The sequence below is a fragment of the Taurinivorans muris genome (assembly GCF_025232395.1).
GTDB lineage: Bacteria > Desulfobacterota > Desulfovibrionia > Desulfovibrionales > Desulfovibrionaceae > Taurinivorans > Taurinivorans muris.
This window is the reverse complement of record NZ_CP065938.1, coordinates 1,197,094-1,217,811: the sequence shown is the minus strand read 5'-3', so window position 1 is coordinate 1,217,811 and position 20,718 is coordinate 1,197,094. Positions and strand designations below refer to the sequence as shown.

The following is a 20,718-nucleotide window of genomic DNA, read 5'->3' as shown; positions in this document are numbered from 1 at the left end:
GATGAAAGGTATGAATATGTCCGCAGATGATAAAACAGTGAAATATGCGAAACTGGAATGGTATAAAGAAGTTGTTTCTTTAGAACCGAATTCAAAGCTGTTTTTACCACTTGCACGGCTTTTGGCGGAGCTCGGGACTGAAGATAACAATGCGGATTTGATGAATGAGGCGTTTGAGGTTTTGCGCCGCGGTCTTGATATTCAGCCTGATTTTATGGAAGCCCGCCTTTTTCTTATCGAATTGCTGAATATTTGCGGCTGTAAAGCCCAATGCGGGGCGGAAGTCGCCCGTTTGGCTTCCTTGTTTTTGAGTTATCCGGATTTTTGGGACGCATGGCGCGAATATGCGATAACGGAAAATGAAAGCTCCGATTTTACTGTCGCCCTTGGTTTCATGAGTGCGATTATGCGGAATAAATCCTTGAGTATCGTGCAGGTTTTGGAAGCGGGGCTTAATTCGATAAAAACAAGCGCAAGCCCTGTTTTTTCCGCTGAAACGGTAAATGCTGCGAAAAATATCGGAAAAAACGTTTTTGCGAAAACCCCCGGTGTTTCCGGCGTTGAACCCTGCATGCCGCAAAACGAGGCGCAGCAAACCGCACGGCAAGATGCTGTTTTTGAAAATCAGGAACATGCGGAAGATCCTGCGGATTTGGAAAAATTTTCCGGCAATGAGGAAGATGATACCGCATTCGGAAACGGCGAAGAAGATGATTTGTCGGTTGTCCTGCCGAAATCACATGTTGACAATTATGTGAATTTTGCGGAACAGCAAGAAGTTTTGCAGGAAAAAACGAAGAGTACCAAGGAAACGCTGGCGGAACTCATCAAAGATGCGAATATTACGGTGGAACCTCTTGAAAATTCCCCTTTCAGAACGAAAAGCATGGCGGATTTGCTTGCGGAACAAGGTGATTACAAGGGCGCATTGGAAATATACCAGGAACTCTTGGCAAGAGGCTACGGCAATAAAGATGAACTGGAAGAACGCATTGCCGATGTGAAAATGCTCGCTCCCGAACTCAATATTGAAATAGATAAGTCAAAATTGCTCGCCATTGACGATTTAGTGGATACTTCTTTCGGAACTATGGCGAAAAATTTGTCAACACTGGAAGCGGCAAATGCCGATATGGGCGGTTTTGAAGCCGATACTGCGGAACTGGAAGCAAATGCTGCGGATTTTGCGGAAAATACGGCGGAAGACACGGAAGCTGCCGAAACGGCGGAAAATCTTTTGACTGAAGAAACAGCTCCGGTGGCGGAAAACGGTTTGGATGAAATGCTTTCTTTCGATATGCCTGCGGACAGTGAAGGCGATGACATGCCGGAATTTGCAGAAATAGAAAACGCCGTCCAAGAAAGCATGCCTCATGATATTGACGAAACAGAGCAGGCGCATTTTCAGCAGACAGCGCAAAGCGAAGAAAATCCGAAGTCCCGGTCCGATGTTGCCGATTTATTGACAAAACTTGCTGAACGCTTGGAAATCCGCGCAAAGTAGGAGAAGATTTTGAAAAAAAATATAATTATTTGTCTGTGTGTTCTTTTGGCATGTTCAGCTTGTTCTTCTTTAACGGATTCCAGAACTTTTAAAGATACGAGAAGATTTTATTATACCCATATAAACAAACCCGCTGTCGTCGATTATACCGTTGCGGAGATTTCACCCATAGACAGCCGACTGACGCAAACCTTTGCGGGTCTTGATAAGGAATTGACAAAATTAGAACGCGAACTTGACAGCATTTTGGATATTGGCAATGCGCAGGCGATTACCGGTTTGTTTTCTAAATTCCCATGGATTTCCCACATTTATGCATTAAGCCCCTATGGAGAGGTTTTAGGCGCTATTCCTTCCTATGTTCCGGATTACGCCCAATTCGATTATATTGCGGAAAAAGAAGTGAAATCCCGTGAAATTTACGCGGACATCAGGGAAAATGCCGTGGGCAATGAAATCGTTTTGCTTCGCCCTTATCTGATGAGCGGGGAAATTCAAGCATTTTTAGCCGTATCGTTCGACCCTAAATCATTGCTTCCTTATGTCGGTGATCCGTCAAATGTCGTATTTTTAGCGGAAAACACCGTTTTTTGGGTGGGGAACCATACCTATGAGGATACTCCTTTCGCCTTGGAATGGGAAAAAGAGCTGAAAAGCAGGTCTTATGACATTGTCAGCAACGACAGGTATGAAGGGGCGTGGATAGTACGGTATTATGGCGGATTAAGACTTATTTACGGTATCATAGAAGAAAAAGGACAAGAATAACATATGGAAAAAGTCCGGAATCGGACTTTTTTATTGAGGTTTGACATGGCAGAAATCAGTGTTATCGAGCATATCCATTCCATGCAATTGAAGTGGTCGCCCACCGCTACCGGACAATTCACTTCCCTTTTGCATGATTTGATCTTATCCGCCAAAATCATTTCCAGAAGCGTCACAAAAGCGGGACTTGTGGATATTTTGGGCGGAACGGGAAATATCAATATCCAAGGCGAACAGGTGCAAAAGCTTGATGATTTTGCAAACAGCGTGATGATTTACCGCATGAAAAACTGCGGAGTGGTTTGCGCTTTGGGTTCGGAGGAAGAGGAGGAACTTGTCATCATTGACAATGCGGGAGAGCGCGGAAATTATGTGATTTTTTTCGACCCGCTCGACGGTTCTTCCAATATTGAAGCGAATGTGAGCATCGGCACTATCTTTTCCATTTACCGTGTCGATGATAACACAGCCTTGACAAAAGAAAACATTTTACGGAAAGGCAGCGAACAGGTTGCGGCAGGGTATTTTCTGTACGGACCTTCAACCATGCTTGTTTATTCCACAGGGCATGGGGTTTATGGCTTTACGCTTGACCCCAGTGTCGGGGAATTTTTACTTTCCCATGAAAATATTAAAATTCCCGAAACGGGCAAATACTATTCTGTCAATGCCGCCAATTATGACAAATGGGCGAAAGAGGACCAAAGGGCGGTGGATATGTTCACGCATGGCGGGTATTCCCTGCGTTATGTCGGTTCATTGGTCGCGGATTTTCACAGAACGCTGCTGTACGGCGGAATTTACAGTTACCCTGCTGACATGAAAAATAAAAACGGAAAACTTCGTTTGCTTTACGAAGCAAACCCTCTTTCTTTTTTAATGGAGCAGGCAGGCGGACTTGCCGTAAACGGGCAAGGAAACCGCATTCTTGAAACCATGCCTGAACACGTGCATATGCGGACACCGTTTATTTTCGGTTCCGTCAGGGAAGTCGAGAAGTACAGAAGCGCTTTTGGCTAGAGGGACTTATGCTTGTTTTGGGAATAGAAACTTCCTGTGACGATACGGGGTTGGCACTGGTTGACGAAAACGGACTTGTGGCTTCCGTTATGGCGTCGCAGGTTCCCATTCATGCGCTTTTTGGCGGTGTTGTTCCTGAACTTGCTTCAAGAGAACATGCGCGGCTTATCGGTCCGCTTTTTGACAGACTTTTGCAGGAAAGTGGAAAAAGCCTGCAGCATATCGACAGGATTGCCGTGACGCGCGGTCCCGGGCTTTTGGGCAGTCTGCTTGTCGGGGTTTCTTTTGCTAAAACCCTTTCTTTGGCGGCTGACATTCCTCTTATCGGCATCAATCATCTGCATGCCCATTTATTGGCGGCAGGGTTGGAGAACGAAATACCATTCCCCGCTCTCGGTGTTCTCGTATCCGGGGGGCATACGCACTTGATACGGATGGACAGCCCGGTTGACATGCATGTGCTTGGAAAAACCCTTGATGACGCGGCAGGGGAAGCGTGCGACAAGTTCGGGAAAATGCTTGGTTTGCCGTATCCCGGCGGCATGTATCTTGATAAATTGGGACAGCTTGGCGACGTTGATAAACATCTTTTTCCGCGTCCTTATATTAAAAATGAAACCTATGATTTCAGCTTCAGCGGCATGAAAACCGCTGCCGCCTTATGGCTTGAACAGCATAAAAACGCCGGATTGCATCTTCCGCCTTTAGGGAAAGAATATGCGGAAGAATTTTTTGAAAATGCCCCTTCGGAAACCAAAAACGGGGCTGCTTCCTATTTGTATGCGGTAGCCGATACGCTTGTCATAAAAGCGAGACGGGCTATTAAAGAATTTCCGGCAGCCTGTATTATCGTTGCAGGCGGAGTTGCCGCAAACAGTTTTGTCCGCAGGAGGTTTGCGGAATTTGCCCGTGAAATGCGTTTGCCTTTATACATCCCTCAAAATAAATTTTGTTCCGATAACGGAATAATGGTCGCATACACCGGGTTATTGCTCGCAAAATCGGGTTTATGCCATGACGATACGCTGACCGCCGTACCGAGAGGGAGAATTATTCCTTGTGATTACAAGAAATGCTGACGGGTTTGGAATTAATTATAACGTTGACAGAATGGCATTTTAATCTTAAATAAAAGATTATACAGTTAAAATTTAAGCTTAAGAGCATGAAAGGAGAAAAATATGGCTATTGAAGTAAGCGATGCAAATTTTGATGCAACTGTTTTGAAAAACGAACTTCCTGTTTTAGTGGATTTTTGGGCGCCTTGGTGCGGTCCATGTCGTGCTGTTAGCCCTATTGTTGAAGAAATTTCCAAAGAATTTGACGGCAAAGTTCTTGTCTGCAAAGTCAATGTTGATGAAAATCAATCCGCACCGAGCCGTTTTGGCATTCGCGCTATTCCGACCTTAATCATGTTCAAAGACGGTGAAGTTGTTGATCAGGTGACCGGTGCCGTCGCAAAAGACAATATCGTTGAATTGATTAATAAGGCATTGTGATATGTTAACATTTGATGCTGTTGTTATCGGTTCAGGTCCGGCCGGTTTGAATGCCAGCCTTTACTTGGTCCGTGCAGGATTGCGAACCGCCCTTATTGAAAAAAACAGTTCGGGCGGACAAGTTCTCAGCACATCGGAAATTGAGAATTATCTGGGTTTTCCCAAAGGCGTGAAGGGCTGGGAATTGGCTGACCTTTTCACCGCTCATGTCAATGAGTACGATGTCGAGCACATTCGCGGCGAAGTGTTGAAAATTGAAACGATTGAAGAAAACGGGGCGATGCATGTTTTGCACATGCAAAACGGAGATCAGGTAAAAACCCGCGCAGTCATCATCGCAACAGGTGCGAGCAGCCGTCCCCTCGGCGTGCCCGAAGAAGAAACGTATAAAGGAAAGGGCGTGTCTTACTGCGCCTTATGCGATGGCAACTTTTACCGCGGATTGGATGTCGCAATTGTGGGTGGGGGCAATTCCGCCCTCGAAGAAGCGCTGTATCTTTCCCGTATTGTGAATAAAATATATATCATTCACCGCCGCGAAGGGTTCAGAGGCGCGCAAATTTATCTTGATAAAATACGTGCCGTTCCGGAAAAAATCGAACTTGTGACAAGCTGCGTCGTGGATAGCCTCGCCGGTGAGCCCACTTTGAAAAAAGTCATTGTCCGGCATGTTGAAACCAATGAAAAACGCGAACTTCCGGTGGAAGGTATTTTTGTGTACATCGGGCATGTTTCCAATGCGCGTTTTGTGCCTGAAAATCTTGAAAGGAATGAACAGGGCTTCATTCTCACGGATCAGGAAATGCAGACGAATATTCCCGGAATTTTTGCAGCCGGGGATACCAGGGCGAAATTATGCAGCCAGGTTTGCACAGCTGTTGGTGACGGCGCGACTGCGGCAAATTCCGCCATTCGGTATTTGGAGCAGTTAAATGCGTAATTTTGTTCTTGCCTTGATGTTCTGCTTTTCTTTAACGGGCTGCGGCGGGCTTATCGACAGTTATTTTGTCGAAACTCCGACCGATACCGTGCAGGAAAAATTTGAAGTCGCCGTTGAGTCCATGCAGATGAAAGAGTATGGAAAGGCGGTGCTTCTGTTTACGGATATTAAAGACAATTACCCTTTCAGTCCTTATGTTATTGAAGCGGAACTGGGACTTGCGGATGCTCTGTATTTGAATGAGGATTATCTCAATGCCGCGGATGCGTACCGTGATTTTGAAAGTTTGCACCCAAGGCATGAAGCCATTCCGTATGTTTTGCTGCAGGCGGCGCGGTCCTTGCGTTTGAGTTACCGTTCCATCGACAGGGCTTCTTCAAACGTTCAAATGGCGGAAGAATATGCAAGCCGTGTTGTCAATGAATATCCTGATACGGAATATGCGGCGCTTGCGCAGGAAGAACTGAAAACATGCCGCAGGCTTTTGGCGGAACGTGAGGTTTTTATCAGCAATGTATATTGGAATATGGGCAACTACGAGGCTGCCTATAACAGATATACCCGTATCATGGAGCAATTTCCCGATGTCGAGCAGGTATATGAATATTCCAAAAAACAGGCTGAAGCTTCTTATATCCTCTTCAGAAAGGAAAGTGCGGAGGAAATAAGGGAGCAGAAAGAAGGTTCATGGAAAAACTGGCTGAAAAGCTGGTTATAAAACATACGGAAATTTTTCTTGTTGCGGCATAAATAAAAAATAAACTGAAAACTCCCTTGCGTTCCGAATATAAAAGCCGGGCAAGGGTGTTTTTTATTTCCGTTTTATATTGGTTTGTTTCGCTCTTGCAATGGCGAGGCCGTTTTCTTCCGTGTTTTTGGTGATAACGGAACCAGCTCCCACAAGGGTATTTTTCGCAATGGTCACGGGTGCGACAAAAGCGCAGTTTGAGCCTAAAAAGGCGTTGTCTTCAATAATGGTTTGGTGCTTGTTTTTTCCGTCGTAATTGCAGGTGATACAGCCTGCTCCCACGTTGACCCCGCTTCCCACGAGGCTGTCGCCGATATAGGATAGATGATTGACTTTTGAACCGTTGCCGATAGTGCTTTTTTTGATTTCAACAAAATTGCCCAAATGCACATCGTCACAAAGCTGCGCTAGCGGACGCAGGCGGGCGTAAGGTCCGAGCTTTGCATTATTGCCGACGCCGGCGTTTTCAAAATGACAGAAGTTTCGGACTGTGCAATTTTCACCGATGGAAGTATTTTTTATGACGCAATGGGACTGAATGGTGCTGTAATCTCCAATCACGCTTTTTCCGTAAATTTCACAAGGTCCGAAAATTTCCACGCCTCGTGAAATGGCTGCAAAAGGACTGATACGGACAGTGTCGGGATTATGCAAAACAACGCCGTTTTGCATAAGGGACGTATTGATTTCTTTTTGTAAAATCGTTTCCGCTTGACTGAGTTCCAAAGGGGTATTGACTCCGAGCAGGGCGGAAGCGTTCTCATAGCAAAAAGCTTCGATAGGAACATCGTTTTCTTTCGCAAGGCTGACAATATCGGTAAGGTAATATTCCCTGCTCGCATTCGCGCTTGTGAGCTTAGGCAGAAAATCAAGCAGCAATCTTGCATTGACAAGGTAAATTCCGGAATTGACTTCAAAAATTTCGCTTTCCGGATAGGCGAGTTTAAAATCTTTCGCCTCGATAATTTTTGTGACGTTCCCGGTGTTGCCTGCATGGTCCTTTATGGAGTTTTTTCGGGCTTTTTCCAAAAAACCTTCACGCACGACACGTCCGTAGCTTTGAGCGTCATCAAGCAATATGCTGATAAAAGCGAGAGGGTAGTCCTTTGCTTTTTGTATGAAATCGGAAAGCAGTTCTTTCTTTATAAGAGGAACATCGGCATTTAAAATAAGAATTTTCGTATGGTCCAAGTCAATGGTGTTTTTAATTTTTTCCATTGCGCAAAGAACCGCGTGTCCCGTGCCTAACTGTTCCGTTTGCAAAATGCAATGCTGGCTTGCTGTTTCGCCGAACTCTTCCGACAGGTGCTTTTCCACAAGTTCGGCTTTATGTCCGATCACGGTCCAAAGAGCAGTGCTTATTTGTGATGCGGCTTGGTAAACATGGGAAAGCATGGCTTCGCCTAAAACGGTTTGCAAGGCTTTAGGCTTGGCGGAAGGCATTCTTGTTCCTTTTCCTGCTGCTAAAATAAGGGTGCAGATTTGCATAGGTTCTCCTTATGGACGTGCTGACCAGACAAAGAAAATTCCGAGGACGAGCAAAAAATAGCCGTAATATCTTAATTGGTCGGCATTGACGGCTGATAATTGCAATAAAAAATCCCGCATTTTTTCCGGGCTGATAAGCCATGGCAGCGCCTCGAAAATACAGGCGAAGCCAAGTCCGGTGACAATATAGGCAAAAAACTCATTCATTATTGTAATTCATAACCCCGTTTAAGAATTGCAAGCACATCTTCTTTTGATAAATTCAAAACAAAGGTTCCCGCCCGTTCAGGGGTGAACATCTCGTCGATTTTGCTTTGCGCTTCTTCCAAACTGCAATGTTTGCGGATGAGGATATAGGGTTTGTATCGGGTTAAGAACTCATGCATGCCGTTGATGAAATCTTCTCCCAACGGAAGGACAAAGGCGTTATTTTTTATGACAAGTTCCAAAATAGGCAATAAAAAGGCGGAGCACGCCAAACCGTGGGGCGCTTGGTAATGCAGAGTCAGCGGATAGGAAATGGAATGGGAAATGGAGCTGTGGTTTTGGCTGATTGCGACACCTGCCGCCATGGCTGCTTCCTGCAGGTGATAGCGGTTTTTCATGTCGTAGGGGTCGTGTTCGATATAATGGAGCGAATTCATCACAATTTGCAGGGAACGTTTGGCATAAAAAAGACTTATGGGGGTCGCATGCTTGTTCCACAAACTTTCAAGAGCATGGGAAAAAGAATCCAATGCGCTGTATACGGTTTGTTTCCAAGGCAATGTTTTCGTAAAATACGGGTCAAGCAGCGCCACTTTGGGATAACATGCCCTTGCGGACAAAGAGCATTTTTTCATGTTTTGTCTGTCCCAAATCGTTGCGAAACTTGTAACTTCGGAACCGGTGCCCGCTGTTGTCGGTATGGCGATAAGGGGCAGGGCGGAAGCGGGCAGAGGCTTCTTTTCCCTGAGCCAGGCATGCAAAGGTTTTTCATGTTCGGTCTGCATGAAAGCGCAGGACAGGGCTTTTGCGCTGTCGATGACGGACCCGCCGCCGAGGGCGATGATGATATGGAAGACTTTTTGTTTGTTTTGCTGATAGAATGTATCCAATTTATCCAAATCCGGTTCGGGTTCGGCAGTAAAAACTTCATAGGGCAAGGGTAAATACCGGGTGAGTTCCGCCAGCTGTCCTCTTTCCTGAATGCCTTTGGTGGTGACAATCAATGCAGTTCCGGCATTCGGCAAGAAATAGCCGATTTCTTTACGGCAGTCGAGCCCTGCGTGAATTTCAACGGGATTATAGTGATTCCAACCAATCATACGTACCTCACTTGAAGAAGCATATAGCCGGATAATACTAAAAAAAAGGAGAAAAGCAAAGCTTCTCTCCGTAAAAATTTTTGTGGATTTCGCAAGATGTTCAGGACATTTGAATTTTATTTTCCTTTAACATGGCTGATATCTGGTCGACATCCTTGTCACCGCGCCCTGAAAGGCAGACAAGAATTTTTTTGCCTTTCATATTCGGAGCGACTTTTATCGCATGGGCAAGAGCGTGGGCTGATTCCAAAGCGGGAATGATTCCTTGTGATTTTGAAAGGATAAAGAACGCTTTGATAGCTTCTTCATCCGTAACGGCAACATAACTTGCGCGGCCTATGTCTTTCAGATGGGCGTGTTCCGGGCTGACGGAAGGATAATCAAGTCCGGCGGAAATGGAATAGACAGGGGCGACTTCGCCTTTTTCGTCCAAACAGACATAGCTTTTAAAGCCGTGCAAAATGCTTTCTTTGCCATGTACGAGGCTTGCCGCATGTTCACCGATTTTATTACCGATACCGCCGGGTTCCGCACCCACGAGGGCGACGTCCTTATCTTTGATGAAGTGGGAAAACATGCCGATGGCGTTGGAACCTCCGCCGACACAGGCGACAACCATGTCGGGAAGGGAATTGGTCATGGTTTGGAATTGCTCCCTTGCTTCAAAGCTGATGACGGATTGAAAGTGATGAACTATTTCGGGGTACGGATAAGGACCGACAGCAGAACCTAAAACATAAAAGCTTTCCGGATCGTTCACAAAGGCTTCAAGCGCTTCGTCCACGGCTTCCTTGAGGGTTTTTTGTCCGCTCGTGGCTGCAATGACTTCCGCGCCCATCATCCTCATTCTAAGCACATTGAGCTCTTGGCGGCGAATATCTTCCTCACCCATGTAAATAGTGCATTTCAAACCGTATAAGGCGGATACGGCGGCGGTTGCGACACCGTGCTGTCCTGCTCCGGTTTCTGCGATGATGCGGGTTTTGCCCATGCGTTTTGCAAGGAGGAGCTGTCCCAAGGCGTTATTGAGCTTATGCGCCCCTAAGTGGTTGAGATCTTCACGTTTTAAGTAAATATCCGCACCGCCTAATTGCTTTGAAAGATTTTCGCAATAAAAAATCGGGGTTGGACGGCCGCAAAAATGCTTGTAAAGATCGTCCAATTCGGCTAAGAAATTTTTGTCGTTTTTATATTTATTGAAGCAGTCAGCAACTTCATTAAGACGCGCTTTCATTTCATCGGGAACAAATTGCCCCCCGTGGCTGCCATAAAACCCGAGTGAATTTTCCTGAGAGTTTTGAATGTTGGAATTGTTGGATTGAGTAGACATGGTTTTCTCCTTTTTTTCCGAACTATGCCTAATCTGGGATAAAAAAAAACGACCAAGCAAAGTTCGGTCGTAATTTTTAGTTAAAATTTGGCTGCAAAAAATCCGACCCGTTATTTCACGAGCCACCACCAAGAAATGTAAGAGTGTTGTATTTTTTGCGTTTTCATAAAAACATGTATAAAAAAAAGTCGGGCTTTTGTCAAGCGAAAAGCGAGGATAAAAAATGGGACATAAAAAGAAAGTGTATATTGACCCGAAAACATTGAATTTGCCCTTGGTCGGCTGCGACAGCCATGCGCATATCGTGACGCCTCCTTTGTGGGAAGAAAGGGATGAAGTGCTTTTGCGGGCAAAAGAAGCTGGAGTGAGAACCATTGGGGAAGTTCTTTTGGGGCATAAGCAATATATTGAGCATAAGGATTATTTTGATGACAAGGAGCATGTCTTTTTCATTTATGGCTTGCACCCTACGGATTTGTTGGAAATCGACGCAGGCGAAACGGAACGCATATATGAAGATATCATGCGGGATAAGAAGGAAAAGCGAAAAATCCGTGCTGTGGGCGAGATAGGGCTTGATTATTATTGGAAAGAAGTTCCGCATGCGTTGCAGCAGGAATATTTTATTAAAATGCTTGCCCTTGCGAAGCAATGCGCATTGCCTGTCGTTATTCACAGCAGGGATGCTTTTGAAGATACCGTGAACATTTTGCTGGAACAGGGATTCCATGATTATCCTTTGCTGTGGCATTGCTTTGACAGGGACAGGGAATGTGCGGAAATTGTGCTTTCCCACGGCTGGCACATATCCGTTCCGGGCTCGGTGACATACAAAGCCAACGCCCATGTGCGCGAGGCTTTGAAAATCATAGACAGGGAACGTTTGCTGCTGGAAACGGACAGTCCTTATTTAAGCCCCGAACCTTGGCGCGGCAAGCCCAATGAACCTGCTTTCACCGTGTTCACGGCGGAATGCGTGGCTAAGGAGTTGGAAGTCGGCACAGCGGAACTTTGGGAGCAATGCGGAAACAATGCCCGCCGGTTTTTTGGCGTGGAATGATTTTCCCAAAAAAAGCTAAATAAATTTTTGAAAAAGCCGATAGAAAGAATATATTGTAATAAGGAGGCTTTTATGGAAATTGATACCGCTAGCCTTGGTTCTGTTCAAGGTCAAATGTCTCTTGGCATTCAAAAGCAAAGTCTTGATTTTGATGCTCAAATGACCAATAAACTCATGCAGGATTCATTGCAGGCAGCTGATAATATGCGTGCAAGTCAAGGGATTGGAACAAATCTTAACATCACCGCATAAGCTTATTTTTTGGATTATCACACAAAATAAAACGCCTTTCCGGGCGTTTTATGCATTTAAAAAATCCAAAATGGCGGGCAGGCTTTGTTCTTCCGGTCTGAACCAATGTATGCGGGGGTCCGCCCTGAACCAAGTCCATTGCCGCTTTGCGTAGGCACGCGTGTTTTTATTCCAAAGCGTTTTGCATTCTTCTAAGCTATGTTTGCCCAGAAGATAATCCGCCAATTCGATGCAGCCTATGCCGGACCAGCCGGGAGCGGAAATATCGGGGCAATGTTCCAAGGCTGTTTTTGCTTCTTCCATTGCGCCGTTTTCAAGCATGAGCGCCGTCCTCTTATATAAGAAAGGGCTGAGCTCGCTGAGCGGCAAGCCGATACCGATACGCAGAACGTCGTATTCCGTGTTTTTCGGGGTTTCCTTATGCCATTCGCTGAATTTTTTGCCTGTTGCCGCAAAAACTTCCAAAGCGCGGGCTATGCGCTGTTTGTCATTGAAATGAATTTTTTCCGCATATTCCCTGTCTGTTTTTTGCAATTCGGCATACAGCGCCCTGCTGCCTTTTTTTTGAATTTCCTGAATGAAATGGGTATGAATATCCTGCGGAATGTCCGGAATTTTAACAATGCCGTCAAATAAAGCCCGAAAATAGAAACCAGTTCCGCCCACCAAAACGGGAATTTGTCCGCGGGCATGGGCGAGCTCTATTTCGTTTTTCGCTTTTTCCAGCCAGTCACCTGCCGAACTTGCTTCTTTTGTTTCCAAATATCCGAATAACATATGCGGGCATAAGGCTTTTTCTTCCGTATCCGGCTGGGCTGAAATTATGGGAAAATCCTTATAGAGTTGTCTTGAATCCGCATTTATGATGCAAACGGGCAAACCGGCTTTAGCCATTGCCAAAGATTGGGCGGTTTTTCCCGACCCCGTCGGACCCATGATACAGATGACTTTATTCATAATTTTTTTGCTGATATTTTTGGCAAAGGGCGTTCCAAACATTGGCGGGGGTGAGGTCCGCAACATTGCCCCCTAGGCTCGCCACGGTTTTTAAATTGGTGGAACTGACGTACATAAGATGAAAATCCGCCATTAAAAAAATGGTTTGGATGGATGGCGATAATTTTCTGTTCATAAGCGCCATTTGAAATTCATAATCGAAATCGGAAATCGCCCTCAGCCCCCGGACTATGGCGATAGCGCCTTTTTTTTGGGCGAATTCCGCTAACAATCCTTCAAAAGGTTCGACAATAATTTGATTTTTATGCGGGGTCGCCTGAAAATATTCACGGATGAGCCGAACGCGTTCTTCAAGGGAAAAAAGCGTTTTTTTTCCCGTATCGTCGGCGACGCCGATGACCAGCGTATCCAAAAGGGGGAGGCTTCTTGTGATAATGCTTATGTGTCCGTTGTGAATAGGATCGAACGTACCGGCATAAATTCCTATTCTTTGTACCATATGATTATCCTTGTCGAGCCGTAATTCCTGTCGAGCTCCAACGTCAATCCCTCAAAACCCTCCGTGTTTATTCTGAGATGTTTTTCAACTTCCGCCACAACGAAAGCCCCGTCTTCAAGCCATTCGCGGCGTAGAAGATTTTTCAGGGTTTGGGGCAAAAGATTTTCTGCATAAGGGGGGTCGATAAAAACAACGGAAACCTGTTCCGTCGGTTTTTTTCCTGCAAATTTAATTGCGTCTTCCGCGGCGACAAGGCATTGTCCGCTGATTCCCAAATTGGCGGCGTTGGCGGCTATGCAGGCGGAAGCTTTGGCGTCTTTCTCAACAAGATAGGCTTTTTTCGCTCCGCGGCTGACGGCTTCAAACGCCAGTGAGCCGCTGCCTGCGAATAAATCCAAAACAACGCTTTCAGCCCAGATGACTCCGCGGGCTTCAAGAAGGGAAAACAGAGATTCCCTCACTTTTCCCATGGCAGGTCTGTATCCTGCCGGACCGGTCAACGTTTTCAAGGTGCGCCCTTTGAGCGCACCCGCTATGATTTTCATATGATTCCTTATAATTGTGCGATAAGCTTATAAAGATCGTTGTTAAGCTTTGCAACCTTGTCATGTATTTCCGTTTGGTCTTCCCATGAACGTTCCTGTACATGGTCGAGTTTATTATGCAGCTGTTTGAAGCGAAGATCCAAATCGTCAAATACGAATTGCCAATCGAGTTTCGGTATGGCGTGCTTGGCAAGGCTGAGGGCGACTTGTTCGTCGTCGCTCGCCTTGGCGGTAAGCTCGATTTCGTCCAGATATGCAGGAATGGTGACATCAAGGGCGTATTTTTCCTTGATAAGCCGTCCGAGTTCCTCCTGGGCGGATTTTTCACCGTGTATCAGAATAATGTGCGGTTTGCATTTCGCAATGGTGCTGACCCAGTCAAGAAGCTGGTTTTGTCCTGCGTGGGCTGAAAAACCGTTAATGGTATAAATTTTTGCGGATACGTTCAAATCGTTGTTCATGAGGTTGACGCTTGTCGCACCTTCGACGATCTTACGTCCGAGGGTGCCCACGGCTTGGAAACCGACAAAAACGATAGATGTTTCAGGACGCCAGATGTTGTGTTTCAAATGGTGTTTGATACGGCCGGCGTTGCACATGCCGCTTGCGGAAAGAATGATGGCAGGACCTTCCATAGCGTTAAGCGCTTGGGATTCTTCCGTTCCCAACGTATAGTTAACTTTAAAATCGAAATCTGCGATGGAAGGCATGTCGTTCTTGATTTCATGGAAATCAAGGTCGTCTTTGTAGCGTTCAAAAACTTCCGTTGCTTTAATCGCAAGAGGGCTGTCCAAATAAATAGGCATATTTTTTGGAAGCTGTCCGCGTCTGTGTATCAGATACAGGGAGTAAATGATTTCCTGCGCTCTTTCGACAGCGAAGGTCGGAATAATGACTTTGCCGCCTAATTTGTAACTCCGTTCTATGGCGTTGGCAAGTTCGTCCAGACTGTTTTCGTCGTCCTTGTGGTTTCTGTTGCCATATGTTGATTCGAGGAATAAATAGTCTGTTTTTTCAAGCGGCTGCGGGTCAAACAAAAGCATGTTTTCATGCCTGCCGAGGTCGCCGGAAAAGGTGAGGCGCTTTGTTTCGCCGTTTTCGGTGATGTCAATGACAATAAAGGCGGCGCCTAAAATATGGGCGGCATATTTATATGTGACTTTAATATTGGGTACGGGTTCGAATGTCTGATTAAATTCAACAGGTTTGAATTGTTTTATGCATTCGCGTGCTTCTTCAACGCTGTATAACAGGTCGTCTTTTCTTTTTTTCCCTTTTCTGTCCCTTTGTTTTTCACGCCAGCTGTATTCCATTTCCTGAATATGGGCGCTGTCTTCAAGCATGAGGGTGACAAAATCAAGCGTCGGGGCTGTGCAGTAAACATTTCCTTTGAATCCGTGGGCGGCGATGCGGGGAATAAGACCGGAGTGGTCAATATGGGCATGCGTGAGCAAAATAAATTCTAAAGAGTCAGGCTCATAAAGCTCGGAATTAAAGTTTCGTTCTTCAATCGCGTTGTTGCCTTGGTGCATTCCGCAGTCAACGGCAAATCTGTGCCCTGCCGCTTCAATAACATGGCAGGAACCGGTTACTGTCTGAGCAGCACCTAAAAATTGTACTTTCATACATCCTCACTTTATTAAAGATTATTATATTGTAGGAACATAGCTTAATTTTTTTAGGTTGAAAAGTGTTTTATTGAAATTAAAATTTGGTTGATTTTTTTCAGATTTATTTTTATGCTAAGAGAAAACTGTTTAAAGAGAGGTTTTTATGTTCAGAAATTGCGACCAATATCAAGTCGACAATGTTATCAATATGGAGTCCTGGCGGGTATTTAGGATTATGGGTGAATTGGTGGACGGTTTTGACACGTTGAAAGGACTTCCTCCTTGTGTTTCCATTTTCGGTTCCGCCCGCGCCAATGAAACGGACCCGGTATATAAAGCGACGGAACGCATCGCACAGCTTGTTTGTGAAAAAGGATACGGCGTCATTACCGGAGGCGGTCCGGGATATATGGAAGCCGGAAACAGAGGCGCCAAAGACGTTGGCGGTGTTTCTGTCGGCCTGCATATTGAACTGCCCCATGAACAGGACCCTAATCCGTATATCACAACCCGCTGCGATTTCAGATATTTTTTCCTGCGTAAGCTTATGTTTGTGAAATATGCGTTTGCGTATGTGGTCATGCCCGGCGGTTTCGGAACGCTTGACGAACTTTTTGAAGCGGCTGTTTTGGTACAAACCCATAAAATCAACCGGTTCCCGATTATTTTGTATGACAGCAAGTTTTGGTCCGGCATGATCGACTGGATACGCGACCAAATGGTTTCCCGCGGATATGTTCGGGCGGAAGAAATTGATTTGCTCACCATTTGCGACAGCCCGGAAGAAGTTATCGCCGCCATAGATAAATTCAACACAGAAAAATAATGCGGGAAAGTTTTTTGGCGGCGAAGCCATGGGGTCCCGTGCCGGAAGCCCCCAGGGGCTTTTCATGGGAAGGGCTTATGGAATTGGCTCTTGACATGGCAAGGAAAGGCGCTGAACAAGGGGAAGTTCCCGTCGGTGCTGTGATTTGCGACCTGCAGGGAACTATTTTGGCAAAGGCTCATAATCTCAGCATACAAAATTGCGACCCCACGGCGCATGCGGAAATTCTTGCTTTGCGTGCGGCAGGACTGCGGCGGAACAATTACCGCTTGTCCGACTGTGTGCTCGTGGTGAGTTTGGAGCCTTGTTTCATGTGCATGGGGGCGATCCGCGAGGCGCGCCTTGCAGGGCTTGTTTTCGGTGCGTATGATAAAAGGGCGGGGGCGGTTTGTTCTTGTTATGAGGGATTGAATTGCCCGGAACTTGGTGTCGGTACCTGGCATTACGGCGGGCTTATGGCGGATGCTTCCATAGCGGTTTTACAAAAATTTTTTAAGGAAAAGCGATAAGAAATGAGCAGTACCATTGATGAAATTACAATTAATTATGAAGAGAACGGCATTTTGCTGGTAAAGGAAATTGACAAGGAAATTCTTTCAAAAGGTTTGAATACGACTATTCTTTTCCGATATAAGGAATATATCGCCGATGTGGATGATTACGGTCCCGATAAATATACTATCCGTCGGTATAAAAAGATTGCCGGTGAATTCAGGCAGCAGGCGAAATTTAATATTTCCAGCGTCAGACAGGGCAAAATCATTGCGGAAACACTCAGCCGCTGGTTGCAGGACGTCGAGGAGGAATGAAACTTAATTGTTTTGCCTGCGGTTTTTAAATATTTTTTGCTGAGAACCGCAGAGGATATGCGGTAAAATGATGAAGGAAAACTATGGCATGGTATAAAAGGGCGGAAGAACGCCTTGTGAAGTTTTTAATGGAAGACTGGCAGCGGCGCGGTTCGCATTTTTTGCATATCGGACTTCATGCTCCGCTCATTCCGGAATTTTTTTGGGACAGCGGTTTTGACGTCACCGTGTGCGAAGAAAATCATCATGCCGTAGAAGAGAGCCTTTTGCGTTCAGGTCCGAGAATTTCGTATCAGTTAGGAAAATTCGATGACCTGCCTTTTGAAAACGACAGCTTTGATTATGCTTTTTTTTCTTTATACGCAACTGACGCGTACCGGCAAAATTTCGGTTTGCCAAGCGCTTTGCAGGGAAAAATGTTTACGGAGACCATTCTTGCGGAACTTTGCCGCGTTGCGAAGCAAGGAGTTGTTTTTGTTGCCAAAAACCGTTTTTCTCTGAACAAGTCGAAGTATCAGGGAAAATTGTGTAATCCGTATGGCTTGTGGCGTGAAAGCAAAGCCTATTGTCCAAAAGGGCGGGTTCGTTTCGCAAGCACGGGCTTCGTTCCCCGTTTCGCTCCCAAGCCGTTGGAATTTCTCAATAGCTCCGTATCGTATTTACCTTTCGGGGCGTTGATAGGGTACGGTTTGACGTTCAATGCTCCGCCTGTTAGCGGCATTGGCGATTTTATCAAAAATGAACAGCGGAAACTGGAGCAAGTTTCGTGCATGCAAAGAAATGCTTCCTTTGAACATGTTGAAAAATAAAGCCCTTGCGGGCTTTATTTTTTTTAGAACGGCAATATATCATGCTTGGTACACCAATTCGCCGTCGACATACGCAGCCTGCACTGTCACTGTTTCCATTCATCTGTTCATGATATTTCTTCTGTTTTTTTTAAAGAATAATTTCTTATGGAAACAATAACATCTATTTGTTATTGATAAAAAAATATCAAGAATAGGGAGCGGAAAAATAAACAAAAAAGAGCTTTTTGTGAAGAAAAGAATTAAGTGAAATTTGTTTGAATGGCATTTTCATATTGTTTGAGCATATCCCATGGAAGGGATTGGATTTTTTTCTCTTTGAGGCAGGCAAGCAGTTCCCGGGCGCTGCCGGCATTACCGTCAACAGCTAAAAATCGGCTGAGATATTGAATGAGCGGGGCGGGGCTTTTGTATTTTTGGCGTAACGTTTTAAGGCTTAAGCTTGCATGGCGTTTTGCCAAACGTTCGCCTTTTGGGTCGAGCAAAAGCGGAATATGGGCATATTCCGGAGCGGTATGGCCAAATAATTGAAAAAGGTAGAGCTGGCGGGGAGTGGAGGTGAGAATATCTGCACCGCGCACCACTTGGTTTATGCCCATAAGCATATCGTCAATGCTGACAGCGAATTGGTATGCCCATACTTTGTCGGAACGCTGTACGGCGAAATCTCCGCCGCAGGCATTCAAATCGAATTCCTGTTTGCCCAGGATTAAATCATTAAAGGAAAAAATAGGGGCAGCAGTATGAAATTGTTCAGGAATAATTTCATATTCCTGTTTTTCAAAAGGCGGGCAGGCAAGACGAAGACAGGCGTTTTTGCCTGTTTTTTGCTTTCGTTCTTCCGGACTGAAGAAACGGCATGTGCGGTGATAAACAGCCCCCATATCGGGCATTATCAATCTGTCGCCAGGAGCCGTGACTTGCGGAGCCCCGGCAACTTCCCGCAATTCTTTGCGGGTGCAGAAGCAAGGATAAACAAAAGGGGAAATTTTTTGCAGGTATTCTTCGTAAATTTGAATCCGCCGGCTTTGGAAAACAATTTCTCCGTCATAATCAAGTCCGAGCCAGGCGAAATCTTCTAAAATTCCGTCAATAAATTCAGGTTTGGAACGGGCAGGGTCGATATCTTCCATACGCAGAAAAATTTTTCCGTTGCCGAGGCGGGCGGAAAGCCATGCGAGAAGAAAAGACCATGCATTGCCCAAATGCAGGTATCCGGTGGGGCTTGGGGCTAAGCGCCCGATGACGATGCGTTCTTTCTGTGTCATTTTCCTGCCGTCAGTTTGGCTTGGTTTTCTTTGATGTTTCTGAAAAAATGTTCCAAAATGCTGTTGGATACGAGCATGCCGTTGCGTGTGAAAAAGACATGGCCGTTTTTTATCCGCATGAGATTGTTTTTATCCAAAAGTTTTAATAACCTGCTGTGTTCTTTGAAAAAATTCTTTCCGCTCAGCGCTTCGTACTCATCGGCATTCAGTCCCTTGACGGTACGGAGCCTCAGCATGACAAGCTCGCAAATCCGTTCTGTTTTGGATAAATGTTCCGTGGTATAATTGCTTATGCCCGTGTATGCTTCATTTCTGGATTGCGCTTCAATGTCAGCGGCGAAACCCGCTGCAATGTCAACCGCCCATTTCTCCAAATCGGCACTGTGCGTCCTGCGTATGTTTCCGACCGTGCTCGCCGCGGAAGGTCCGGCTCCGAGATATTCACTGCCAAGCCAATAGCCCAGATTGTGCCGGCATTGATACCCCATTTTGGCGTAATTGGAAATCTCATACTGCATATAGCCGGCCTCTTCCAAAATGGCGGAACCTGTTTTGTACATTTGGGCTTGTTCCTGTTCGCAGGCTAATTTGAGTTTGCCGTCCTTATTCAGCAAGTCGAAATAACTGCCTTCTTCAATGCTCAGCCCATAGGCGGAAATATGCTCCGGAGCCAGCTTGACGGCATTTTTCAAATCATCGAGCCACGTTTTGAGCCGCTGTTCCGGTACAGCCCAGATAAAATCGAGGCTGATATTGGCAAAACCGGCAGAACGCAGTGAATGGTAAGCTTTTTGGGCGTCATGGGCGGAGTGGGGGCGGCCGAGCATTTGCAAATATTTGTTGTTAAGGGACTGCACGCCTAAGGAAATTCGGTTGAAACCCATTTTTTTATATGCGACAGCCTTGATATTGGAAATGCTGTCAGGATTTGCTTCCAACGATATTTCGCAATTTTCCAGAACAGAAAAATGGCCGATAATGAAGAATAAAATGTCTTCCATATCTTTTATTGGTATATAGGAAGGGGTGCCTCCGCCAAAAAAAATGCTTGTTATGGGATTTTCCTTATAATACTGCGCAAGTATGGACAATTCTTTTAAAAGGGTCGTTTTCCAAAGATGAAATTCATTGCTTTGTTTTAATGGATGTTCTTCGATGAATTTAAAACAAAACTCTTTGGGAAGCTCAAGGCGTTTCGCTTTTTTCACTTGTGTTTGCTGATTTGAAAACCTGCCGGCGCCGAGTTTGTTCCGTAAGGCCTGAGCCTGCTCCTGCGAAAAAAACGCATCAGCCAAGGTTAAATTCGGTTTTGCCTCATTGATTAAAATGTCCGGACTCATCTCTTGTTTTTTATTTACAAGAAACGAAGAAAGCGATTGCACGGATTGGTTTTTTTGAGGGACGAATTTTTCTATACCTTCATAAATATCGGCCGATGTATCTATTAATGAGAGTGTGGAACGAAAATTTTCCAAAATA

Annotated in this window: 23 protein-coding genes; 13 read left to right on the top strand and 10 right to left on the bottom strand. The window is 45.5% G+C overall.

The window, feature by feature from the left end; translation table 11 throughout:
• Positions 1–16 precede the first annotated feature (16 nt).
• From JBF11_RS05805 to bamD, 7 genes are all read left to right on the top strand, one after another.
• The gene (locus tag JBF11_RS05805; RefSeq protein WP_334314554.1) at positions 17–1,504 is read left to right on the top strand and encodes a hypothetical protein; all 1,488 of its coding nucleotides are present in this window, start codon (positions 17–19) and stop codon (positions 1,502–1,504) included.
• 9 nt (positions 1,505–1,513) lie between these two features.
• Positions 1,514–2,272, top strand: a complete 759-nt coding sequence (locus JBF11_RS05800; RefSeq protein ID WP_334314553.1) for a hypothetical protein — start codon at positions 1,514–1,516, stop codon at positions 2,270–2,272.
• A 45-nt stretch (positions 2,273–2,317) separates the two neighbouring features.
• Positions 2,318–3,292, top strand: coding sequence for a class 1 fructose-bisphosphatase (fbp, locus tag JBF11_RS05795; protein WP_334314552.1), 975 nt, complete (start codon positions 2,318–2,320; stop codon positions 3,290–3,292).
• A gap of 8 nt (positions 3,293–3,300) precedes the next feature.
• Positions 3,301–4,371 carry a tRNA (adenosine(37)-N6)-threonylcarbamoyltransferase complex transferase subunit TsaD gene (gene tsaD / locus JBF11_RS05790; RefSeq protein WP_334314551.1) on the top strand — a complete coding sequence of 357 codons (1,071 nt, stop codon included), beginning with the start codon at positions 3,301–3,303 and terminating at the stop codon, positions 4,369–4,371.
• 102 nt (positions 4,372–4,473) lie between these two features.
• Positions 4,474–4,791 carry a thioredoxin gene (trxA, locus tag JBF11_RS05785; protein WP_334314550.1) on the top strand — a complete coding sequence of 106 codons (318 nt, stop codon included), beginning with the start codon at positions 4,474–4,476 and terminating at the stop codon, positions 4,789–4,791.
• Between the two features lies 1 nt (position 4,792).
• Positions 4,793–5,731, top strand: a complete 939-nt coding sequence (locus JBF11_RS05780) for an NAD(P)/FAD-dependent oxidoreductase (RefSeq protein WP_334314549.1) — start codon at positions 4,793–4,795, stop codon at positions 5,729–5,731.
• A complete protein-coding gene (gene bamD / locus JBF11_RS05775; protein ID WP_334314548.1) occupies positions 5,724–6,449 on the top strand; it encodes an outer membrane protein assembly factor BamD in 726 nt (241 codons plus the stop codon). The genes JBF11_RS05780 and bamD overlap by 8 nt, the downstream gene beginning before the upstream one ends.
• 93 nt (positions 6,450–6,542) lie before the next feature.
• On the opposite strand, the gene glmU is transcribed toward bamD, so the two are convergent.
• From glmU to trpB, 4 genes are all read right to left on the bottom strand, one after another.
• Positions 6,543–7,967 (bottom strand): bifunctional UDP-N-acetylglucosamine diphosphorylase/glucosamine-1-phosphate N-acetyltransferase GlmU, encoded by a 1,425-nt coding sequence (gene glmU, locus JBF11_RS05770; protein ID WP_334314547.1) that lies wholly within the window; start codon positions 7,965–7,967, stop codon positions 6,543–6,545.
• 9 nt (positions 7,968–7,976) lie between these two features.
• Positions 7,977–8,174 (bottom strand): DUF2065 domain-containing protein, encoded by a 198-nt coding sequence (locus JBF11_RS05765; RefSeq protein WP_334314546.1) that lies wholly within the window; start codon positions 8,172–8,174, stop codon positions 7,977–7,979.
• Positions 8,174–9,274: an iron-containing alcohol dehydrogenase gene (locus JBF11_RS05760; RefSeq protein WP_334314545.1), complete on the bottom strand. Its 1,101-nt coding sequence runs from the start codon at positions 9,272–9,274 to the stop codon at positions 8,174–8,176. Before JBF11_RS05760 ends, JBF11_RS05765 begins: the two co-directional genes overlap by 1 nt.
• A gap of 100 nt (positions 9,275–9,374) precedes the next feature.
• Entirely contained in the window at positions 9,375–10,604 is a 1,230-nt protein-coding gene (trpB, locus tag JBF11_RS05755) for a tryptophan synthase subunit beta (protein ID WP_334314544.1), read from the bottom strand.
• Between the two features lie 223 nt (positions 10,605–10,827).
• Here trpB and JBF11_RS05750 point away from each other — a divergent pair, with 223 nt between their 5' ends.
• Both JBF11_RS05750 and JBF11_RS05745 read left to right on the top strand, forming a co-directional pair.
• On the top strand, positions 10,828–11,664 hold the full coding sequence (locus tag JBF11_RS05750) for a TatD family hydrolase (protein WP_334314543.1): 837 nt from the start codon (positions 10,828–10,830) through the stop codon (positions 11,662–11,664).
• Positions 11,665–11,736: 72 nt separating this feature from the next.
• Positions 11,737–11,916: a hypothetical protein gene (locus JBF11_RS05745; protein WP_334314542.1), complete on the top strand. Its 180-nt coding sequence runs from the start codon at positions 11,737–11,739 to the stop codon at positions 11,914–11,916.
• Between the two features lie 48 nt (positions 11,917–11,964).
• Here the strand turns inward: JBF11_RS05745 and miaA are convergent, their stop codons facing one another.
• From miaA to JBF11_RS05725, 4 genes are read right to left on the bottom strand one after another with little or no spacing between them, the layout of a single operon-like run.
• Positions 11,965–12,873, bottom strand: a complete 909-nt coding sequence (gene miaA / locus JBF11_RS05740; RefSeq protein WP_334314541.1) for a tRNA (adenosine(37)-N6)-dimethylallyltransferase MiaA — start codon at positions 12,871–12,873, stop codon at positions 11,965–11,967.
• Positions 12,866–13,372: a pantetheine-phosphate adenylyltransferase gene (gene coaD / locus JBF11_RS05735; RefSeq protein ID WP_334314540.1), complete on the bottom strand. Its 507-nt coding sequence runs from the start codon at positions 13,370–13,372 to the stop codon at positions 12,866–12,868. Before coaD ends, miaA begins: the two co-directional genes overlap by 8 nt.
• On the bottom strand, positions 13,357–13,917 hold the full coding sequence (gene rsmD, locus JBF11_RS05730; RefSeq protein ID WP_334314539.1) for a 16S rRNA (guanine(966)-N(2))-methyltransferase RsmD: 561 nt from the start codon (positions 13,915–13,917) through the stop codon (positions 13,357–13,359). The genes coaD and rsmD overlap by 16 nt, the downstream gene beginning before the upstream one ends.
• Positions 13,918–13,925: 8 nt before the next feature.
• A complete protein-coding gene (locus JBF11_RS05725; RefSeq protein WP_334314538.1) occupies positions 13,926–15,542 on the bottom strand; it encodes an MBL fold metallo-hydrolase RNA specificity domain-containing protein in 1,617 nt (538 codons plus the stop codon).
• A 148-nt stretch (positions 15,543–15,690) separates the two neighbouring features.
• On the opposite strand from JBF11_RS05725, the gene JBF11_RS05720 reads away from it, so the two are divergent.
• The 4 genes from JBF11_RS05720 to JBF11_RS05705 all read left to right on the top strand — a co-directional run bounded on the left by JBF11_RS05720 (position 15,691) and on the right by JBF11_RS05705 (position 17,971).
• Positions 15,691–16,353, top strand: coding sequence for an LOG family protein (locus JBF11_RS05720; protein WP_334314537.1), 663 nt, complete (start codon positions 15,691–15,693; stop codon positions 16,351–16,353).
• Positions 16,353–16,862, top strand: a complete 510-nt coding sequence (locus JBF11_RS05715; protein ID WP_334314536.1) for a nucleoside deaminase — start codon at positions 16,353–16,355, stop codon at positions 16,860–16,862. Before JBF11_RS05720 ends, JBF11_RS05715 begins: the two co-directional genes overlap by 1 nt.
• A gap of 3 nt (positions 16,863–16,865) precedes the next feature.
• Positions 16,866–17,162: a hypothetical protein gene (locus JBF11_RS05710; protein WP_334314535.1), complete on the top strand. Its 297-nt coding sequence runs from the start codon at positions 16,866–16,868 to the stop codon at positions 17,160–17,162.
• An 83-nt stretch (positions 17,163–17,245) separates the two neighbouring features.
• On the top strand, positions 17,246–17,971 hold the full coding sequence (locus JBF11_RS05705; RefSeq protein WP_334314534.1) for a class I SAM-dependent methyltransferase: 726 nt from the start codon (positions 17,246–17,248) through the stop codon (positions 17,969–17,971).
• Positions 17,972–18,213: 242 nt separating this feature from the next.
• Here JBF11_RS05705 and gluQRS read toward each other — a convergent pair whose 3' ends face one another.
• Both gluQRS and hemW read right to left on the bottom strand, forming a co-directional pair.
• A complete protein-coding gene (gene gluQRS, locus JBF11_RS05700; protein ID WP_334314533.1) occupies positions 18,214–19,239 on the bottom strand; it encodes a tRNA glutamyl-Q(34) synthetase GluQRS in 1,026 nt (341 codons plus the stop codon).
• Entirely contained in the window at positions 19,236–20,579 is a 1,344-nt protein-coding gene (gene hemW, locus JBF11_RS05695; RefSeq protein WP_334314532.1) for a radical SAM family heme chaperone HemW, read from the bottom strand. Before hemW ends, gluQRS begins: the two co-directional genes overlap by 4 nt.
• Positions 20,580–20,718 lie beyond the last annotated feature (139 nt).

Excerpts from the sequence above, each read along its gene's own strand:
- JBF11_RS05805 (WP_334314554.1), top strand. The coding sequence starts at position 17 with ATGTCCGCAGATGATAAAACAGTGAAATATGCGAAACTGGAATGGTAT.
- fbp (WP_334314552.1), top strand. The coding sequence starts at position 2,318 with ATGGCAGAAATCAGTGTTATCGAGCATATCCATTCCATGCAATTGAAG.
- tsaD (WP_334314551.1), top strand. The coding sequence starts at position 3,301 with ATGCTTGTTTTGGGAATAGAAACTTCCTGTGACGATACGGGGTTGGCA.
- trxA (WP_334314550.1), top strand. The coding sequence starts at position 4,474 with ATGGCTATTGAAGTAAGCGATGCAAATTTTGATGCAACTGTTTTGAAA.
- JBF11_RS05780 (WP_334314549.1), top strand. The coding sequence starts at position 4,793 with ATGTTAACATTTGATGCTGTTGTTATCGGTTCAGGTCCGGCCGGTTTG.
- bamD (WP_334314548.1), top strand. The coding sequence starts at position 5,724 with ATGCGTAATTTTGTTCTTGCCTTGATGTTCTGCTTTTCTTTAACGGGC.
- glmU (WP_334314547.1), bottom strand. The coding sequence starts at position 7,967 with ATGCAAATCTGCACCCTTATTTTAGCAGCAGGAAAAGGAACAAGAATG.
- JBF11_RS05765 (WP_334314546.1), bottom strand. The coding sequence starts at position 8,174 with ATGAATGAGTTTTTTGCCTATATTGTCACCGGACTTGGCTTCGCCTGT.
- JBF11_RS05760 (WP_334314545.1), bottom strand. The coding sequence starts at position 9,274 with ATGATTGGTTGGAATCACTATAATCCCGTTGAAATTCACGCAGGGCTC.
- trpB (WP_334314544.1), bottom strand. The coding sequence starts at position 10,604 with ATGTCTACTCAATCCAACAATTCCAACATTCAAAACTCTCAGGAAAAT.
- JBF11_RS05750 (WP_334314543.1), top strand. The coding sequence starts at position 10,828 with ATGGGACATAAAAAGAAAGTGTATATTGACCCGAAAACATTGAATTTG.
- JBF11_RS05745 (WP_334314542.1), top strand. The coding sequence starts at position 11,737 with ATGGAAATTGATACCGCTAGCCTTGGTTCTGTTCAAGGTCAAATGTCT.
- miaA (WP_334314541.1), bottom strand. The coding sequence starts at position 12,873 with ATGAATAAAGTCATCTGTATCATGGGTCCGACGGGGTCGGGAAAAACC.
- coaD (WP_334314540.1), bottom strand. The coding sequence starts at position 13,372 with ATGGTACAAAGAATAGGAATTTATGCCGGTACGTTCGATCCTATTCAC.
- rsmD (WP_334314539.1), bottom strand. The coding sequence starts at position 13,917 with ATGAAAATCATAGCGGGTGCGCTCAAAGGGCGCACCTTGAAAACGTTG.
- JBF11_RS05725 (WP_334314538.1), bottom strand. The coding sequence starts at position 15,542 with ATGAAAGTACAATTTTTAGGTGCTGCTCAGACAGTAACCGGTTCCTGC.
- JBF11_RS05720 (WP_334314537.1), top strand. The coding sequence starts at position 15,691 with ATGTTCAGAAATTGCGACCAATATCAAGTCGACAATGTTATCAATATG.
- JBF11_RS05715 (WP_334314536.1), top strand. The coding sequence starts at position 16,353 with ATGCGGGAAAGTTTTTTGGCGGCGAAGCCATGGGGTCCCGTGCCGGAA.
- JBF11_RS05710 (WP_334314535.1), top strand. The coding sequence starts at position 16,866 with ATGAGCAGTACCATTGATGAAATTACAATTAATTATGAAGAGAACGGC.
- JBF11_RS05705 (WP_334314534.1), top strand. The coding sequence starts at position 17,246 with ATGGCATGGTATAAAAGGGCGGAAGAACGCCTTGTGAAGTTTTTAATG.
- gluQRS (WP_334314533.1), bottom strand. The coding sequence starts at position 19,239 with ATGACACAGAAAGAACGCATCGTCATCGGGCGCTTAGCCCCAAGCCCC.
- hemW (WP_334314532.1), bottom strand. The coding sequence starts at position 20,579 with ATGAGTCCGGACATTTTAATCAATGAGGCAAAACCGAATTTAACCTTG.